Below are 16,728 nucleotides of genomic sequence, written 5' to 3'. Positions count from 1 at the left end.
TGTCGCCCCGACCATCGCCCCTCGCACACACATTCAGGAGAATTCCCTTTGGTCCAGTCCACGGTCGAGAAGCTCAGCCCGACGCGCGTGAAGATCGCCATCACCGTCACGCCCGATGAGCTGAAGCCGAGCATCCAGCACGCCTACAAGCACATCGCCGAGACGGTGAACATTCCCGGCTTCCGCAAGGGCAAGGTGCCGCCGCCCATCATCGACCAGCGCGTCGGTCGCGGCGAGGTGCTCAACCACGCCGTGAGCGAAGGTCTCGACGGGTTCTACCGCACCGCGATCGCCGACCAGGGCCTGCGCGCCCTCGGCCGCCCGTCGGCCGACGTCACCGAGTGGCCGAGCGACAAAGACTTCTCGGGCGACCTGCTCGTCACCATCGAGGTGGATGTTCGCCCCGAGTTCGACCTGCCCAAGTACGACGGCCTCAAGATCGAGGTCGAGGCGACCGATGTCACCCCCGACGAGGTTGAGACCGAGCTCGAGAACCTGCGCAGCCGCTTCGGCACGCTCGTCACGGTCGACCGTCCTGCGACGAAGGGCGACTTCGTGCAGCTCGACCTCATCGCCACCGTCGGCGGCACCACGGTCGACACCGCCAACTCGATCTCGTACGAGCTCGGCTCGGGCGAGCTCATCGAGGGCATCGACGACGCCGTCGACACCCTGACCGCCGGCGAGACCACGACGTTTGAGTCGAAGCTTCTCGGCGGCGACCACGAGGGCGAGATGGCGCAGATCGAGGTCACGGTGCTCTCGGTGAAAGAGCGCGAGCTGCCCGAAGCCGACGACGACTTCGCTCAGATCGCCAGCCAGTTCGACACCATCGGAGAACTGCGCTCCGACCTGCGCGAGCAGCTGCTCAAGCAGAAGTCGTTCGGTCAGGGTGCCGAGGCGCGCGACAAGCTGCTCGCCGCGCTGCTCGAGAAGGTCGAGATTCCGGTGCCCGAGTCGCTCGTCGAAGGCGAAGTGCACCGCCACCTCGAGAACGAGAACCGTCTCGACGACGACGCGCACCGTGCCGAAGTGACTGAGTCGAGCACCAACACCTTCCGCACCCAGATCTTCCTCGACGCTCTCGCCGAGAAAGAAGAGGTCAAGGTAAGCCAAGACGAGCTGACCCAGTACCTGATTCAGGGTGCCTCGCAGTACGGCATGGAGCCGGGCGAGTTCATCAAGATCCTCGACCAGAACGGCCAGATTCCGGGCATGGTCGGCGAAGTCGCCCGCTCGAAGGCGCTCTCGGTCGCCCTCAGCAAGGCGAAGGTCGTCGACAGCAAGGGCAAGGCCGTCGACCTCACGGCCTTCACGGCCGCTGCCGTGGCGCCGGTCGCCGACGCGATGGATGGCGACGACCACAGCGGTCACGACCACGACGATCACGGTTCTGACGAGCACAGCGGTCACGACCACTAGGTCGCGAATCGCTACGAGGGGCTCGGCGCCGCGGCGCCGGGCCCCTCGTCGTTCCCGCTAGCGCAGGCGCATCCCCATGACGATGCCGCCGTCGTCTTCGGTGGTGACCCGCACGAAGCCCACGTGCTCGTAGAACGCGATCGCTCGAGGGTTGGTGCCCGAGACCCCGAGGTGCACGCCGGCGACACCGCGGTCGCGTAACTGGTCGACGAGGCGCTCGATGAGCGCGCGCCCCAGCCCGAGCCCTTGCGCGCGCGGCAGCAGGTTGATGTGCAGGTGCGCCGGGTACGCATCCGTGACGGATGCAGGGGTGCGGTCGGGCGCGTGCATCAGGTCGACAAGCTGCTGGTCGCGATCGCGGCGCGGAGCCTGCAGGGGGTACCGGTCGCGCAGCGGCGGCCACCACATCCGTTCGCACCAGGCCTCGAAAGCGACCGTGTCGGCGGTCGCCACGAGGTAGCCGACTGGGCCGTCGTCATCGACCACGATCGTGCACAGCGACGGGTCGGCGGCGAGGTGCGGCGAGGCCCAGTGGTGCGCGAGCAGTTCGGGCTGATCGTAGGTACCGGAGGCATCGGCGCCGTCGTCGCCGGTGAGCACGCAGATCGATTCGAGGGTCGCGAGATCGTCGGTCGTGGCAGCGCGGAGAAGGGGCACGGGAACACTGTAGGGCGGGGGACTTTTTGCTCATTGCCGCCCGCCGTCGCTGAGGAGTAGCGTCTCGCCATGACGACGATTCGCGTACTGAGCGCCACCACCCTCGGGTCAGCCGTGGTGCTCGCCCTCACCGCGTGCAGCTTCTCGATCGGGGCTCCCGCGACCATTCCCGCTGGCGATGTCGCCGCACTCGCCGAGGGCACCATTCGCGACGAGGTCGGAGCCGAGATCGAGCTCGACTGCGGAACCGAAGAGGTGGCCTTCGAGGTAGGCACGGTGCTGAACTGCACGGGCACCGAAGTGGGGCTCGACCAGCAGATTCCCGTGCGCGTCGAGATCGTGCTGATCGACGGCGACTACTACGAGATCGACATCACGAGCGAAGGCGCACCCGAGCCTCAAACCGAGTCGGGCTTCGTGTCGAGCGCCGACTTCCAAGAGGTCGTGGCGAGTGCGCTCGAGCAGGTCGTCGGCGAGCGGGGGGTCGTCAACTGTGGGCCCGACGACGTCGAGATCTTCGTGGGGGCTGAGCTGATCTGCTCGGTCGTGCTCTCCGACGGCTTCGCTGAGACCCTCGTGCGCGTCACCGCGTTCGACGGCTCGACCTACGAGATCGAGGCCGAGCTGCTCGAATAGGCGCGCCGTCGACGGCGAGCATTCTCGGCGGGCACGCAGGCGTGCTCTGCCCAGGGCGAACACGGCCGTTCGCGTGCCGCGGCTTCTGTAGATTCGAAGCACGCGACGAACAGGAGCACTCCCCATGGCCGAACCGGCAATGCCGAACAGCGTTTTCGACAAGCTGCTGAAAGACCGCATCATCTGGCTCGGCTCAGAGGTGCGCGATGAGAACGCGAACGAGATCGCGGCGAAGCTGCTGCTGCTTGCCGCTGAAGATGCCGAGAAAGACATCTTCCTCTACGTCAACTCGCCCGGTGGCTCGGTCACGGCCGGCATGGCTATCTACGACACCATGCAGTTCGTGCCGAACGACATCGTCACCGTCGGCATCGGCATGGCGGCCTCGATGGGCCAGCTGCTGCTCACCGCAGGTACGAAGGGCAAGCGCTACATCACGCCTAACGCCCGCGTGCTGCTGCACCAGCCGCACGGCGGCTTTGGCGGCACCTCGAGCGACATTCAGACGCAGGCGCAACTCATCGTCGACATGAAGAACCGGCTCGCCGAGATCACGGCTGAGCAGACCGGCAAGACGGTCGAGCAGATTCACGCCGACGGCGACCGCGACCGGTGGTTCACGGCCGAAGAGGCGCTCGCCTACGGCTTCGTCGACCACATTCGCGCATCCGCCAGTGATGTCGTCGGCGGCGGCGGAACGAACGACAAGAAGTAGCGGCGAGAGAGAAAAAGGACACGACTCATGCAGACCCCCTCCTACGGCGCCGCGATTCCCGGCATGCCTGACAGCCGCTACATTCTGCCCAGCTTCGAAGAGCGCACGGCCTACGGCTACAAGCGGCAAGACCCCTACGCCAAGCTGTTTGAAGACCGCATCATCTTTCTTGGTGTGCAGGTCGATGACGCCTCGGCCGATGACGTCATGGCCCAGCTGCTCGTGCTCGAGAGCCAAGACCCCGATCGCGACATCGTCATGTACATCAACAGCCCCGGTGGCTCGTTCACGGCCATGACGGCGATCTACGACACGATGCAGTACATCCGTCCGCAGATTCAGACGGTCGTGCTCGGTCAGGCGGCCTCGGCGGCGGCCGTGCTGCTCGCGGCTGGGTCGCCCGGCAAGCGCCTCGCGCTGCCGAACGCGCGCGTGCTGATCCACCAGCCAGCTACGGGCGATGCCGGACGCGGTCAGGCGAGCGACATCGAGATTCAGGCGAAAGAGATCGCGCGCCTGCGCGAGTGGCTCGAGGTCACGCTCTCGAAGCACTCGAACCGCAGTGTCGAGCAGGTCAACAAAGACATCGACCGCGACAAGATTCTCATCGCCGACGAGGCCCTCGAGTACGGCCTCATCGACCAGGTGCTCACGAGCCGCAAGACGCTGCCGGCGGCGATCGCCTCCTAACGCGCCTCGCCTCGACGACGCGAGCCCCGCATCCATTCTTCGGATGCGGGGCTCGCGTCATTCGTCCTTAGAGGTCAGCGCCCTCCGGGCCATCGGTCTGCTCGGCCTTGCGTCGCCCTCGTGCCCGCATGAGGGCGGCCGTCACGACGCCCGCGATGGCGACGACCACCGCGATGAACACCGCGATGACGATCAGCGACGCATCGTCAGAGACCGGCTCGACCGGTTCTGCGTCGACCACGGGCTCGTCGGTCACGTCAGGCTGAGGCTCGGCTGTCGCCGTGGGCTCCGGTGCCGGAGCACTGGCGGTCTCGCCGCAGACCGGCGGCTCGGCCAGGCCGACGTGCGGCTCGAAGTCGGCCGGAGCCTGCCACGTGAACGGCAGCTCGCCCGAGAGCGTGTGTCCGTCGGCCGAGACGAACTGATAGGTCAACGTGTAGGCACCGTCGGCCCCGAGCGCAGCCGGCGTCGAGAGACCTGGGCCGTCGATCGTGACGCAGCCGTCGCCGTAGAACAGGCCCTGCTCGTCGCTCACGAGCAGAGCGAAGCCCGCCCCCTGACCGCCCAGGTCGAGCAGGGTCTCGTTCGTGGTGATCTGCCACTGCTCGGGCAGCTCGGTCAGGTTCTCGCCGTCGGCGGGCGTCGACGAGACGATGAAGTTGTGGGCGGCTGCGGGCGCCGCGATCGCGAGGGCGAAGCCGACCGCGAGCACGCCGACGAGCGGCAATGGGGCGAGGGAGCGGGTGCGTGGTGATGACATGGTGACTCCAGAGTAGGTGCGCGATGTTGGTGCTCGCCGAGCATTCGGAGCGAGCGCCGCGGGGGAGGGGCGATGCCGCGACACCCGGAGGGCCGCTGGTGCACGACGAACGTCGTTCGTGCGCGTTAGGCTCGACTCAGGGCTGGTCCGCTATGGGTTCTGGCTCTCGACGGAGGGGTGAGGCCATGGCTCGCATCGGAGAAAGCGCCGACCTGCTCAAGTGCTCATTCTGCGGCAAGAGCCAGAAGCAGGTTCAGCAGCTCATCGCCGGCCCCGGCGTCTACATCTGCGACGAGTGCGTCGAGCTCTGCAACGAGATCATCGAAGAGCGCCTCGCCGAGTCGAACGAGGGCGAAGCGGTCGACTTCGAACTGCCCAAACCCAAAGAGATCTACGCCTTCCTCGAAGAGTATGTGATCGGTCAGGAGGCGGCGAAGAAGTCGCTCTCGGTCGCCGTGTACAACCACTACAAGCGCATCCGTGCCCGCGCCACGATCACCGCGGCAGATCAGCTCGCCGACGATGTCGAGATCGCGAAGAGCAACATTTTGCTCATCGGGCCCACCGGCTGCGGCAAGACCTACCTCGCCCAGACTCTGGCGAAGCGCCTCAATGTTCCCTTCGCGGTCGCTGATGCCACGGCCTTGACCGAGGCTGGCTACGTCGGCGAAGACGTCGAGAACATTCTGCTCAAACTCATCCAGGCCGCCGACTACGACGTCAAGCGTGCCGAGACAGGCATCATCTACATCGACGAGGTTGACAAGATCGCCCGCAAGGCCGAGAACCCGTCGATCACGCGCGATGTCTCGGGCGAGGGCGTGCAGCAGGCGCTGCTCAAGATTCTTGAGGGCACCGTTGCGAGCGTTCCCCCGCAGGGCGGGCGCAAGCATCCTCACCAAGAGTTCATTCAAATCGACACGACGAACGTGCTGTTCATCGTGGCGGGGGCCTTCGCTGGCCTCGAAGACATCATCAGTCAGCGGGCGGGCAAGCGCGGCATCGGCTTCGGTGCCCCGCTGCATGACAAGTCGCTCGAGAAGAACCTCTTCAGCGAGGTGTTGCCCGAAGACCTGCACAAGTTCGGTCTGATTCCCGAGTTCATCGGCCGACTGCCCGTCGTCACGACGGTGACTCCGCTCGACCGCACCGCGCTCATCGAGATTCTCACGACGCCGCGCAACGCTCTCGTGCGGCAGTACCAGCGCATGTTCGAGATCGACGGCGTCGAGCTCGAGTTCGAGCAAGACGCTCTCGACGCGATCGCCGACCTGGCCGTGCTGCGGCAGACGGGCGCTCGAGGCCTACGGGCGATTCTCGAAGAGGTGCTCGGGCCGATCATGTTCGAGGTGCCTTCGCACGATGACGTCGAGCGCATCGTCGTCACGAAAGACGCCGTCATGGAGAACGCTGCGCCGACGATCGTTCCCCGCCGGGTGGTCACCCGCCGCGAGAAGTCCGCCTGAGTCGACCCGGAGAGCGTGACACCGTGACCGAGTCGCTGCTCGACGTCGGGGTCGTCGACGGTACAACGACCGCGGCCGGATTGCGGCCCGAGAAGTTCAATCGCCACACGTTCTGGTGCGGCCAGAGCGGCTCGGGCAAGACCTACGCTCTCGGCGTCGTGCTCGAAGAGCTGCTGCTGCGCACGGCCCTGCCCCTCGTCATCATCGACCCGAACGCCGACTTCGTGCGGCTCGGCGAGGTGCGCGACGGCGTCGACTCCTCGGCCGGCGATGCCCTGCGCGCACGCGACATCCGCGTGCTGCGGCCTGCGCATCAGGGCACCGACGCCCTGCGCGCGAGATTCTCGACCATGCTGCCGCAGTCGAAGGCCGCGATCATGCGCCTCGACCCCATCGTCGACCGCCTCGAGTACAACGCCTTTCTGCATCTCTCCGACTCGGCAGAGACCCTCGATGCCTCGACCCTGATCGGCCGGTTGCGGTCGTCAGACGATCCGGGCCAGCTCGCGATCGCGCAGCGCATCGAGAACCTCGGGCTGCTCGAGTGGCAGATCTGGGCCGGCGAGCATCCGGCAGCCAGTGAGATCATCGCCGAACGCCCCGACGCGACCGTGCTCGACATCGGCGGCTTCGCGCACCCCGACGAGTCTCTGTCGGTCGTGCTCGCGGTGCTCGATGACCTGTGGCTGCGGCGCGAAGAGCGGCGGCCGGTGCTGCTCGTCATCGATGAGGCGCACAATGTCAGCTCGCCCGAGCTCAGCGGAACCCTCGGGGTCGCGGTGCGAGAACGCATCATCCAGATTGCCGCGGAAGGGCGCAAATACGGCATCTGGATGCTCCTCTCCACCCAGCGGCCCTCGAAAGTGCACCCCGGCGTGATCTCGCAGTGTGACAACCTCGGGTTGATGAAGATGAGCTCACCGGCTGATCTTGCTGAGCTCGGCGACGTCTTCGGGTTCGTGCCTTCCGAGCTCTTCGCCCGAGCCTCGACGTTCGAGCAGGGGCAGGCGTTGCTCGCGGGCGGTTTCGCGCCCACCGACGGCGTCGTGCGTATGCGGGCGCGCTACACGCACGAAGGCGGGGCCGATGTGCGGGTGCCTCTTCGCGGCCAGGCGGGCTAGCCTGACGACATGAGCACCTCACTGCGCGACCGGCTGCGATCGTTGCCGGCGTTTCCGGCCACGCTGCCGACGTTCGACCCCTCGACCGCGCCCGAGCACGCCGCCGAGCTGTTTCTGCAGTGGCTCGACGACGCTCTCGCGCGCGGCGTCGCGCAGCCGCACGTCTTCACCCTCTCGACGGCGGGGCCCACGGGCCACGTGACCGCGCGCACGCTCATCTTGAAAGACCTCGTCGACGGGCAGTGGGTCTTCGCCGGCGCGCGCTCGACCCGCAAGGGCATCGACCTCGCGGCGAACCCGAGCGCGGCGATGACCTTCTACTGGCCCGAGCTCGGGCGCCAGGTGCGCCTCACCGGCGAGGTCGAAGAGCTGCCGAGCACGGTGGCTGCGGCCGACTGGGCTGCACGACCCGCCGTGACCGACTCGCACAACCCCGACTGGGCGGCGTGGGCGCTGACGCCCACCGAGGTCGAGTTCTGGCAGGCGAGCCACGACCGTCAGCACGTGCGCCACTGGTACCGCGCGGCGCCCTGACCTCAGTCGGTCGACCAGCCGTGCCGACGGCGCACGGCGTCGACCGCGGCGCGCGGGAACTCCGCGCGATCGCCGGCGAGCTGCTCGGCGATCTCGAGCAACCGACGCGCGAGAGCCAGCTCATCGAGTCGCATCGCTTCGGCGAGAGCTCGGGCGACCTCGGGGTGGGTCTGCTCGAGGCGGCGTCGGGGGTCGAGGTAGTCGGCGCGAGCATCCGGGTCAGAGATGATCGCAACCGCCGTCGCGAGCGCGGTGACGGCATCGCCCCGCAGCGCTGTGCTGGCCGCGAGCAGTTCGCCGCGGGCGGCCTTGCCGGCGCCGATGTGGGTGTGCGCGACAGCGATCGCGAGCGTCTCGCCGAGGTCGGCGTCTGCATTGCGCGGCGACCGCGCGACGGCGAGCGCGACCGCTTCGGCGACGCCACCCCGGTCGAACAACACGTCGTGGTGGTGCACGCTCCAGCCGGAGAGCTCCTCTGCTGTCGCGACGCCGAACTCGACCACGCGGCCGTCGTCGAAGATCAGCTTGCCGCCGCCGTGCCACTCGATGACGTCGAGCACGAGATGCTCGGCATCGGGTAACCAGCCGCGCTCGTGCCGCAGCTCTTCTTGGTACCCGGCCAGGGTCACGATCGCGAGGTCGTGGTCGCTCCACTCGTCGACCCTGTGCCGCTCAGCCGTCGAGCCCATAGCGACGAGGCCGACGACCCGCGGGTCATCGCGCAGGCGGCGGGTGACCGCGTTGAGGTAGTGCTCGAACCGGGCGTGAACATCGGCGTTCATCTGATGGCCTTTCGCGGACGGGTGCTTGACATGCTTCCGAACTTCATTCTATGGTTTCTTTACTACTGAAGTAAGGGACACCAATGGCGCTTCGTCCGATGGCACGCACCGACGTGAACAGGTCTGCGATTCTCGCGCACCTGGGCGCGCACGGTCCGGCTTCGCGCGCCGATCTCGCCCGGTCGCTCTCGCTCTCGCCGGCGCTCATGACGCAGTTGTCGAAAGATCTCATCGCCGACGGCCTGATCCGCGAGCTCGCCCACCAGGCCAGCCAGGGCGGCCGCCCCGCGCGCATGCTGGGGCTCGTCGCGAGCGCCGGTCGCGCGGTCGGTGTGAAGGTCGCCGCTGATCACCTCGCCTTCGTCGAGGTCGGTATCGACGGCTCGGTCGGCCGCACCGCGAGCGAACCCTTCGATGCGGCGGCGAACACGATGCTCGCCGTTCTCGCCGACCGGCTGCGCCGCTTTATTGCCGGGGGAGCCGACACGCCGCTGCTGGGCGTCGGCGTGGGGGTTCCGGGCGATGTGGATGCTCAAGGCACGGGCATCGTCAACTCGACCCAGCTCGGCTGGACCAACGTGCCGATCGGTTCGACCCTGCGACGCGAGCTGGGGCTGCCCGTGCTCGTCGAGAACAACGTCAACGCCGTGGCCATGGCCGAACGGCTCTACGGGCTGGGTCGACGGCACCGCAACTTTCTCGTCGTGACGATCGGCACCGGCGTCGGAGCCGCGATCGTCATCGACGGTGTCATTGTGCGCGGCACGGGCGGGGGCGCCGGTGAGATCGGTCATATCCCCGTGCGCGATGAGGGCCCTCTCTGCAGCTGCGGCAACCGCGGCTGTCTCGAGACCTTCATCAGTGAAGACGCCCTCGTGCGCATCGCCCGCGAGCGCGGGGTCATCGGGTCAGACGCCCCTCTCGCCGCACTGCGCGACGCGGCCGCCGGGGGAGACGCCGCTGCCGCCGCGATCTTCGGCGAGGCCGGTCACCTACTCGGACGCACGCTCGCCGGGCTCGTACACGCGCTCGACCCCGAGATCATCATCGTGCTCGGCGAAGGAACCACCGACTGGGCGCACTGGTCATTCGGATTCGAGCCCGCCTTTCGCGCCGCGCTCATGCCGTCGCGCCGCGGCGTTGCCGTCGCGGTCGAGAGCTGGCAAGACGACAGCTGGGCGCAGGGCGCAGCGACTCTCGTGCTCGCGACCCCCTTCGACGCCGACGGCGTCGCGGGCGATCAGGGTGACCTTGTGCGTCAGCGGCTCGTCGAGCAGGCGGCACCGGCCGGAGACCCCTCGTGAGCGTCTCGACGCTGCAGACGAGCCTCGTCGATCGGGCGCCGGTCGAGCGCCTCACGGCTCCGGTGCGCGCGCCGAAGAAGCGCGGCTGGCGCTACGGCCTCACGGTCGCGGCCTTCTTGTTGCCGAGCGCGGTGCCGCTCGCGTTGTTCGTGCTGGTGCCGATGGTGTCGGCGGCATGGATCAGTCTCCATGACTGGAACCTCATCACGCCCATGCAGTTCGTCGGTCTCGACAACTTCGCCGAGCTGCTCGCAGACCCGGGCACGGCCGCGGTCTTCGGCAACACGCTCTACTACATCGTCGGCTATCTGCCGCTCGTCTACGTCGGCGGTCTCATTCTCGCCCTCGCCCTGAACCGTGCTCTCAAGGGTCGATCGTTCTGGCGCGGCATCTACTTCTTGCCCGTCGTGACGAGCTGGATCGCCGTCGCCGTCGTGTGGCGCTGGTTGCTCAACCCGAGCAACGGCGTCGTCAACACCGTGCTCGGCTGGGTCGGCATCGACGGCCCCGGCTGGTGGGCTGAGCCGGCGTGGTCGATGCCCTCGATCATTCTCGCGAGCGCCTGGAAAGACCTCGGTTTCGTCATGGTGATCTTGCTCGCCGGCCTCCAGGCGATCAACCCCGATCTCTACGACGCGGCGAAGGTTGACGGCGCGGGCGCGTGGGCGCGATTCCGTAACGTGACCCTTCCGATGCTGAGCCCCAGCACGTTCTTCGTCGTGGTCATCTCGCTCATCAACGGCTTCCAGGTCTTCGATCAGGTCTACGCGATGACGGGCGGCGGCCCTGCGGGCTCGAGCCAGGTCGTCGTGCAACAAATCTACGACCTCACGTTCCGCTACGGCGCGGCGGGTGAGGCCTCGGCCCTGTCGTGGATGCTCTTCGCCGTCATTCTCGGCGTGACCGTCGTGCAGATCATCGGTCAGAAGCGGTGGGTGCACTATGCGTGAGCGCACCACGAGCCGCGCGGGCTGGATCGTGCTGCACATCGCCGTCATCCTCGGCGCAGCAGCGATGTTCTTTCCGTTCCTGTGGACCTTCATTACCTCGATTACCCCCGGGGCCGGCTTCTCGATCACACCGCAGCTGTGGCCCGAGAACCCGTCGTTCGAGGCCTACGAGGTGCTGTTCACCGAGCGTCCCTTCGCGCGCGTGGTGCTCAACAGCCTCATGCTCGCCGTCATCACGACGATCGTGCAGCTCTTCACGAGCGCCACTGCGGCCTACGCCTTCAGCAGGCTGCCGTTTCGGGGCCGCGGCGTCGTCTTCGCGGTGTACCTCGCCACGATGATGATTCCGCTGCAGGTGCTGGTCGTGCCGCTCTTCGCCCAGCTGAAGACCTTCGGGCTGCTCAACACCTACCTCGGCGCCCTGTTGCCGACCTTCGCGAGCGCCTTCGGCATCTTCCTGCTGCGCCAGGCCGTCAACCAGGTGCCCCGCGAGCTCGATGAGGCCGCAACGCTCGACGGCGCGGGCCACTTCCGTGTGTTCTTCTCGATCATCCTGCCGAACATCAAGCCCGCGCTCGCGACGCTGACGATCTTCGCGTTCATGGGCAGCTGGAACAGCTTCTTGTGGCCGCTCATCGTGCTGCGATCACCCGAGCTGCAGACGCTGCCGATCGCGCTCGCCGGCCTGCAAGGCCAGTACACGACCGCGTGGGACGTCGTCATGGCCGGCTCGGTCATCAGCGTGCTGCCCATGCTCGCGCTCTACATCTTCGCCCAGAAGTACATCATCCAGGGCGTCGCCAGCTCGGGGATCAAGTAGTCCTCGGGAACCCACCCATCGAAAAGATCCGCACCACCGGTACCGAATATCAAAGGAGATAGCACTCACATGAAGCGTTCACTCATCGCAGCCGTCGGCCTCGCCGGCGTCTCCGCACTCGTGCTCGGCGGTTGCGCCGCCGAGCCGGCCGAGCCCGAAGGCCCGGTCACCATCACCTACAGCAACTTCATCTCGAACGATGGCAACGAAGACAACCTCGCCGCCATCATCGACGCCTTCGAGGCCGAGAACCCGAACATCACTGTCGAGGTGACGACGCTGCCCTACGGCGACTACTTCACGGCGCTGCAGACCGACCTCGCGGCCGGCTCGATCGCCGATGTGGTCGACACCGACTTCGGGTTCTTCCAGACGCTCGCCGACTCGGGCGCCCTGGCGCCCCTCGAGGTCGCGAACCCCGAGGCCTACCGCGAGTCGCTCATCGAGGCCTATTCGCGCGACGGCGTCAGCTACGGTCTGCCGAGCTCGTTCTCGGCCGTCGTGCTGTACTACAACGCCGACCTCTTCGACCAGGCCGGTCTCGACTACCCGACGGCCGACTGGACGTGGGCCGACGAGCAGGCTGCTGCTGAAGCGATCACCGCGCTCGGCGGCGACATCTGGGGCAGCCACCAGCCGGTGTCGTTCTTCGAGTACTACAAGGTGCTCGCGCAGAACGGCGAGTCGTTCTTGAACGACGACCGCACCGCGGTGGCCTTCAACACCCCGGGCGGCATCGAGGCCGCAGAGTGGCTCGTGAACAAGAGCGGCACCGTCATGCCGACGATCGAGCAGGGTCAGGGAACCCCCGACTTCGACACGAACCTGTTCGTCGACGGCAAGCTCGGCATGCTGCACACGGGCATCTGGGTGTTCGGCGCCGTCGCCGATGTGCCCTTCAACTGGGACATCGCGGTCGAGCCGGGCAAGACTCAGCAGGCCAGCGGCGTGTTCTCGAACGCCGTGGGTGTCTCGGCAACCTCCGAGAACATCGAGGCCGCCACGCTCTTCGCCGAGTTCTTGACCTCGTCGCAGACGATGGTCGACGTGCGGCTCGAGTCGGGCTGGGAGCTGCCGCCGATCAGCGACGAGTCGCAGCTGGCGCTGTACCTGACGAAAGACAACCCGGCCAACCGTCAGGCGGTCTTCGACTCGCTCGACGGCATCGCGATCCAGCCGATCGTCTCGACCGGCCAGCAAGAGATGCAAGACATCATGAACGAGGAGCTCATCGAGGCCCAGGCCGGTCGCAAGACCGTCGCCGAAGCACTCGCGAGCGCTGAGGAGCGCATCAACGCCGTCATCGGCGGCTGACCCGCAACCCTCGACCTCTCGGTGGGGTTCCGGCGGCGCGAGTCGCCGGAACCCCACCCCGGCCACGCCCTGGAGGGCCCACGCTCATGACCATCACCACCTCGAGCGATCTCGATCAGCTCGCCGACCTCGCCGCGCGCAGCGTGGCCCTCATCGAGAGCCTGCAGCACGCGGGCGGCGCCTACCCCGCGAGCCCCACCTTCTCGGCCTACCAGGGCTACAGCTGGTTTCGCGACGGCGCCTTCATTGCCGACGGCATGTCGGCGGCGGGCGCCGTCGAGTCGGCCTCGCGCTTCTTCGACTGGTGCAACCGGATGCTCGATCAGCGCAGCGACCGCATCGCCCAGATCGTCGCGGCGGAGGCCGCCGGCACCCCGCTGCCCGATGACCGCATGCTCGCCACCCGTTTCACCTTCGACGGAGACGAGGGCGACGACGACTGGTGGGACTTCCAGACCGACGGCTACGGCACGTGGGTGTGGGCGTGCATTGCTCACGCCGAACGCCACGACCTCGATCTCGACCGCTGGGCCGACGGCATCCGCTTGAGTGTCGACTACCTGCTCGCCACATGGTCGCGGCCCTGCTACGACTGGTGGGAGGAGCACGCGGCCGAGAAGCACGTCTCGACGCTCGGCTGCGTCGTGGCCGGGCTCGAGGCCGCGTCGCGCTCTGACCTGCTGACCGCCGACGGTGCCGCAGCGGCGACCTCGGCAGCAGCATCCGCCCGCGGCCTCATCGCCGACCGCGGCACGTACGATGGTCACCTCGCCAAGTGGCTCGGCTCGACCGCGGTCGACGGCTCGCTCGCGGCCGTGATCGCACCCCTCGGCGTTGTCGAGGCGACGAGCCCGCTGGGCCTCGCGAGCATCCGCGCGATCGAGACGCAGTTGAGCGTCGACGGCGGCGTGCACCGCTACCTGCTCGACACCTTCTTCGGCGGCGGGCAGTGGCCCCTGCTGAGCTGCTTTCTCGGACTCGCTCACAGTCGCGCCGGCGATCGCGATGCGGCCTTGCGACTGCTGACCTGGGCCGCCGGCACCGAGACCGACGACGGCTTTCTGCCCGAGCAGGTGCCCGACCATCTGTTGGCGCCCGAGCGGCGCAACGAGTGGCTCGAACGCTGGGGCCCCGTCGCCACACCCCTGCTGTGGAGCCACGCCATGTTCGTGCGGCTCGCGGTCGAGCTCGACGTGCTGCAGCCCTCGACGTATTCTGCCGGGGTGAGCGCATGATCCGGCACGTTCCCTTCGGTTCGGGCCACCCCTACTCGGTCGACACCGAGCAGCGCGACCCGGTCGACCCGGTCGCCGGCGAGCCGCTGACGCTCGGCGTGCGCGTGTCGGCCGAGGTCGACATCGTGACGCTGCAGTGGCATGACGGCACAGCGGTGAACGAGCATCCCCTCGATCGTGCCGTTCGTCGCTCGCGCGGGCAGACCGTCGACGGCGGCCACCTCGCGAGCGCGCAGGCCCGCCTTGCCCGCGCCGCGGGCAGCTACTCGGTGACGCTGCGAGACCTCGCGCCGCACCGGGCCTATCGTTATCGATTCGTCGGCGGACCCGCAGACGCGCCCGCCTCGCAGCGCACGCGCTGGTTCGACGTGCGGGTCGCCGCCTGGCGATCGGCCCCCGACGAGACCGTGGCGGTGGATGCCGCTGCCGGGCTCGTGCCGGGCAGCGTCGAGGTGCTCGACGACGGTGAGCGGCTGCTGCGGGCACGCTTCGCGCTCGCGCTGAGCGACGGCGAGCGCGTGAGCGGATTCGGCGAGCGGTTCGACGCCCTCGACCACCGCGGCCAGTCTCTCGACTCGGTCGTCTTCGAGCAGTACAAGTCTCAGGGTGCCGAGCGCAAGACCTACCTGCCCATGCCGTTCGCCCATGTCGTGGGAAGCCGCGGCTGGGGCTTCCACGTGCGCACCTCGCGCCGTGTGTGGTTCGACGTCGGTGCATCGGCACCCGACCGGCTCGTGATCGAGGCCGAGGTCGACAGCCCCAGGGCAGCATCGAGCGTCATCGAGGTCGCTGCGTACACCGGCACCCCGCATGACGTGCTCGACGCCTTCCTCGGCGAGGTCGGTCGCCCCGAGCAGCTGCCTGACTGGGTGCTGCGGCTGTGGGCGAGCGGCAACGAGTGGAACACGCAGGCCGAGGTGATGCGGCAGGCCGACCTGCACCGCGAGCACGGCATCCCGATCGGCAGCATCGTGATCGAGGCGTGGAGCGACGAGAGCACCTTCCACATCTGGCGCGACGCGCAGTACGCGCCGCGCGCCGACGGCGGCCCGATGCGCCTTTCCGACTTCACCTTCCCCGCCGAGGGCGCCTGGCCTGATCCGAAAGGCATGGTCGACGAGCTGCACGCGCGCGACATCGCGCTGCTGCTCTGGCAGATTCCGCTCATCAAGATGCGGCCGCATCCGCGCGGGCAGACGCGGCACGACGCCGATGCCGCCGTGCGCGAGGGCACGCTCATCCGTGAGCCCGGGCCCGATGGCCGGCTGCGGCCCTACCGCAACCGCGGCTGGTGGTTTCCGCTCGGGCTCATGCCCGACCTCACCGACGAACGCGCGGCCGAGTGGTGGACCGAGAAGCGCCGCTACCTGGTCGACGAGCTCGGCATCGACGGCTTCAAGACCGACGGCGGCGAGCACGCCTGGGGTCGCGAGCTGCAGTATCTCGATGGTCGCCGCGGCGACGAGGCGAACAACACCTTCCCCGTCGCGTATGCGAAGGCCTACGGCGACCTGCTGCGCCGCGCAGGCAAAGCGCCGGTGACCTTCTCGCGCGCCGGGTTCACCGGCTCGCAGGCGCACGGCGCCTTCTGGGCGGGCGACGAGAACTCGACCTGGGAGGCCTTCCGCTGGTCACTCTTCGCGGGGCTCAACGCCACGGCGAGCGGGGTGCTCTACTGGGGGTGGGATATCGCCGGCTTCAGCGGAGAGATCCCCACGGCTGAGCTCTACCTGCGCTCGATGGCCGCAGCGGCGTTCGTGCCGATCATGCAGTACCACTCCGAGTTCAACCACCACCGCTCGCCCAGCCGCGACCGCACGCCGTGGAACATCGCCGAACGCACGGGCGACGACCGCGTGCTGCCGGGCGTGCAGCGCATCGTGCAGCTACGTGAGCGGCTCGTGCCCTACCTCTCGGCCGAGAGCGCGTGGGCGATCGAGCAGGGAACCTCGCTCATGCGGCCGCTGTTCTTCGACTGGCCCGACGACGATCGGCTGTGGGGCTCGCCCCTGCAGTGGATGCTCGGCAGGAGCATCCTCGTCTCGCCGGTCGCCACCGAGGGGGCGATTTCGCACACCGCGACTCTGCCTGCGGGGGAGTGGGTGCACGCGTTCAGTGGCGAACAGGTGACGGGCGGCGCCACCCACACGACCGAGGTGCCTCTCGACGAGGCCCCGGTCTACGTGCGCGCCGCCGACTGGCCGGCGCTGCGCGACGTGTTCCGTTCGTAACTCAGGCTGATCGACCACATCTGACGGGCCAACCCGTCACATCCTTCACGTCAGCATGAGTTACGAACATCCAGCGCCGTAGGCTGAGCGG

At 67.9% G+C, this 16,728-nt stretch carries 16 protein-coding genes; 13 read left to right on the top strand and 3 right to left on the bottom strand.

Translation table 11 applies throughout. The features are described from left to right. Positions 1–48 precede the first annotated feature (48 nt). On the top strand, positions 49–1,422 hold the full coding sequence (tig, locus tag KL788_RS01670; RefSeq protein WP_367120402.1) for a trigger factor: 1,374 nt from the start codon (positions 49–51) through the stop codon (positions 1,420–1,422). A 57-nt stretch (positions 1,423–1,479) separates the two neighbouring features. Here the strand turns inward: tig and KL788_RS01665 are convergent, their stop codons facing one another. Beyond that, positions 1,480–2,079, bottom strand: coding sequence for a GNAT family N-acetyltransferase (locus tag KL788_RS01665; RefSeq protein ID WP_293167909.1), 600 nt, complete (start codon positions 2,077–2,079; stop codon positions 1,480–1,482). Between the two features lie 69 nt (positions 2,080–2,148). Here KL788_RS01665 and KL788_RS01660 point away from each other — a divergent pair, with 69 nt between their 5' ends. From KL788_RS01660 to KL788_RS01650, 3 genes are all read left to right on the top strand, one after another. Next, positions 2,149–2,715 carry a hypothetical protein gene (locus tag KL788_RS01660; protein WP_293167907.1) on the top strand — a complete coding sequence of 189 codons (567 nt, stop codon included), beginning with the start codon at positions 2,149–2,151 and terminating at the stop codon, positions 2,713–2,715. Between the two features lie 124 nt (positions 2,716–2,839). Continuing rightward, positions 2,840–3,430, top strand: coding sequence for an ATP-dependent Clp protease proteolytic subunit (locus tag KL788_RS01655; protein WP_293167905.1), 591 nt, complete (start codon positions 2,840–2,842; stop codon positions 3,428–3,430). A 27-nt stretch (positions 3,431–3,457) separates the two neighbouring features. Further along, on the top strand, positions 3,458–4,120 hold the full coding sequence (locus KL788_RS01650) for an ATP-dependent Clp protease proteolytic subunit (protein WP_293167903.1): 663 nt from the start codon (positions 3,458–3,460) through the stop codon (positions 4,118–4,120). Between the two features lie 67 nt (positions 4,121–4,187). On the opposite strand, the gene KL788_RS01645 is transcribed toward KL788_RS01650, so the two are convergent. Continuing rightward, positions 4,188–4,880 (bottom strand): copper resistance CopC family protein, encoded by a 693-nt coding sequence (locus KL788_RS01645; protein WP_293167902.1) that lies wholly within the window; start codon positions 4,878–4,880, stop codon positions 4,188–4,190. 185 nt (positions 4,881–5,065) lie between these two features. On the opposite strand from KL788_RS01645, the gene clpX reads away from it, so the two are divergent. The 3 genes from clpX to KL788_RS01630 are packed head-to-tail and all read left to right on the top strand — an operon-like array spanning position 5,066 to position 8,001. Continuing rightward, positions 5,066–6,346 carry an ATP-dependent Clp protease ATP-binding subunit ClpX gene (clpX, locus tag KL788_RS01640; protein WP_293167901.1) on the top strand — a complete coding sequence of 427 codons (1,281 nt, stop codon included), beginning with the start codon at positions 5,066–5,068 and terminating at the stop codon, positions 6,344–6,346. A gap of 23 nt (positions 6,347–6,369) precedes the next feature. Next, complete coding sequence (locus KL788_RS01635) at positions 6,370–7,467, top strand: ATP-binding protein (protein WP_293167899.1); 1,098 nt, start codon at positions 6,370–6,372, stop codon at positions 7,465–7,467. A gap of 9 nt (positions 7,468–7,476) precedes the next feature. Then, the gene (locus KL788_RS01630; protein WP_293167897.1) at positions 7,477–8,001 is read left to right on the top strand and encodes a pyridoxamine 5'-phosphate oxidase family protein; all 525 of its coding nucleotides are present in this window, start codon (positions 7,477–7,479) and stop codon (positions 7,999–8,001) included. A 2-nt stretch (positions 8,002–8,003) separates the two neighbouring features. On the opposite strand, the gene KL788_RS01625 is transcribed toward KL788_RS01630, so the two are convergent. After that, complete coding sequence (locus tag KL788_RS01625; protein ID WP_293167895.1) at positions 8,004–8,783, bottom strand: hypothetical protein; 780 nt, start codon at positions 8,781–8,783, stop codon at positions 8,004–8,006. 98 nt (positions 8,784–8,881) lie between these two features. Between KL788_RS01625 and KL788_RS01620 the strand changes: the two genes are divergently transcribed. The 6 genes from KL788_RS01620 to KL788_RS01595 all read left to right on the top strand — a co-directional run bounded on the left by KL788_RS01620 (position 8,882) and on the right by KL788_RS01595 (position 16,637). Then, positions 8,882–10,087, top strand: a complete 1,206-nt coding sequence (locus KL788_RS01620; RefSeq protein WP_293167893.1) for an ROK family transcriptional regulator — start codon at positions 8,882–8,884, stop codon at positions 10,085–10,087. After that, the gene (locus tag KL788_RS01615; RefSeq protein ID WP_293167891.1) at positions 10,084–11,037 is read left to right on the top strand and encodes a carbohydrate ABC transporter permease; all 954 of its coding nucleotides are present in this window, start codon (positions 10,084–10,086) and stop codon (positions 11,035–11,037) included. The genes KL788_RS01620 and KL788_RS01615 overlap by 4 nt, the downstream gene beginning before the upstream one ends. Then, positions 11,030–11,857, top strand: coding sequence for a carbohydrate ABC transporter permease (locus tag KL788_RS01610; protein ID WP_293167889.1), 828 nt, complete (start codon positions 11,030–11,032; stop codon positions 11,855–11,857). The genes KL788_RS01615 and KL788_RS01610 overlap by 8 nt, the downstream gene beginning before the upstream one ends. Positions 11,858–11,926: 69 nt before the next feature. Next, positions 11,927–13,171 (top strand): ABC transporter substrate-binding protein, encoded by a 1,245-nt coding sequence (locus KL788_RS01605; protein WP_293167887.1) that lies wholly within the window; start codon positions 11,927–11,929, stop codon positions 13,169–13,171. Positions 13,172–13,257: 86 nt separating this feature from the next. Then, entirely contained in the window at positions 13,258–14,406 is a 1,149-nt protein-coding gene (locus KL788_RS01600) for a glycoside hydrolase family 15 protein (protein WP_293167885.1), read from the top strand. After that, entirely contained in the window at positions 14,403–16,637 is a 2,235-nt protein-coding gene (locus KL788_RS01595; RefSeq protein WP_293167883.1) for a TIM-barrel domain-containing protein, read from the top strand. Before KL788_RS01600 ends, KL788_RS01595 begins: the two co-directional genes overlap by 4 nt. The last annotated feature ends 91 nt before the right edge of the window (positions 16,638–16,728 follow it).

The sequence above is a fragment of the Microcella sp. genome, from assembly GCF_019739195.1.
In the GTDB taxonomy this organism is placed as follows: domain Bacteria; phylum Actinomycetota; class Actinomycetes; order Actinomycetales; family Microbacteriaceae; genus Microcella.
The sequence above is the reverse complement of the archived record's forward strand: the minus strand, read 5'-3'. Positions and strand labels throughout refer to the sequence as shown.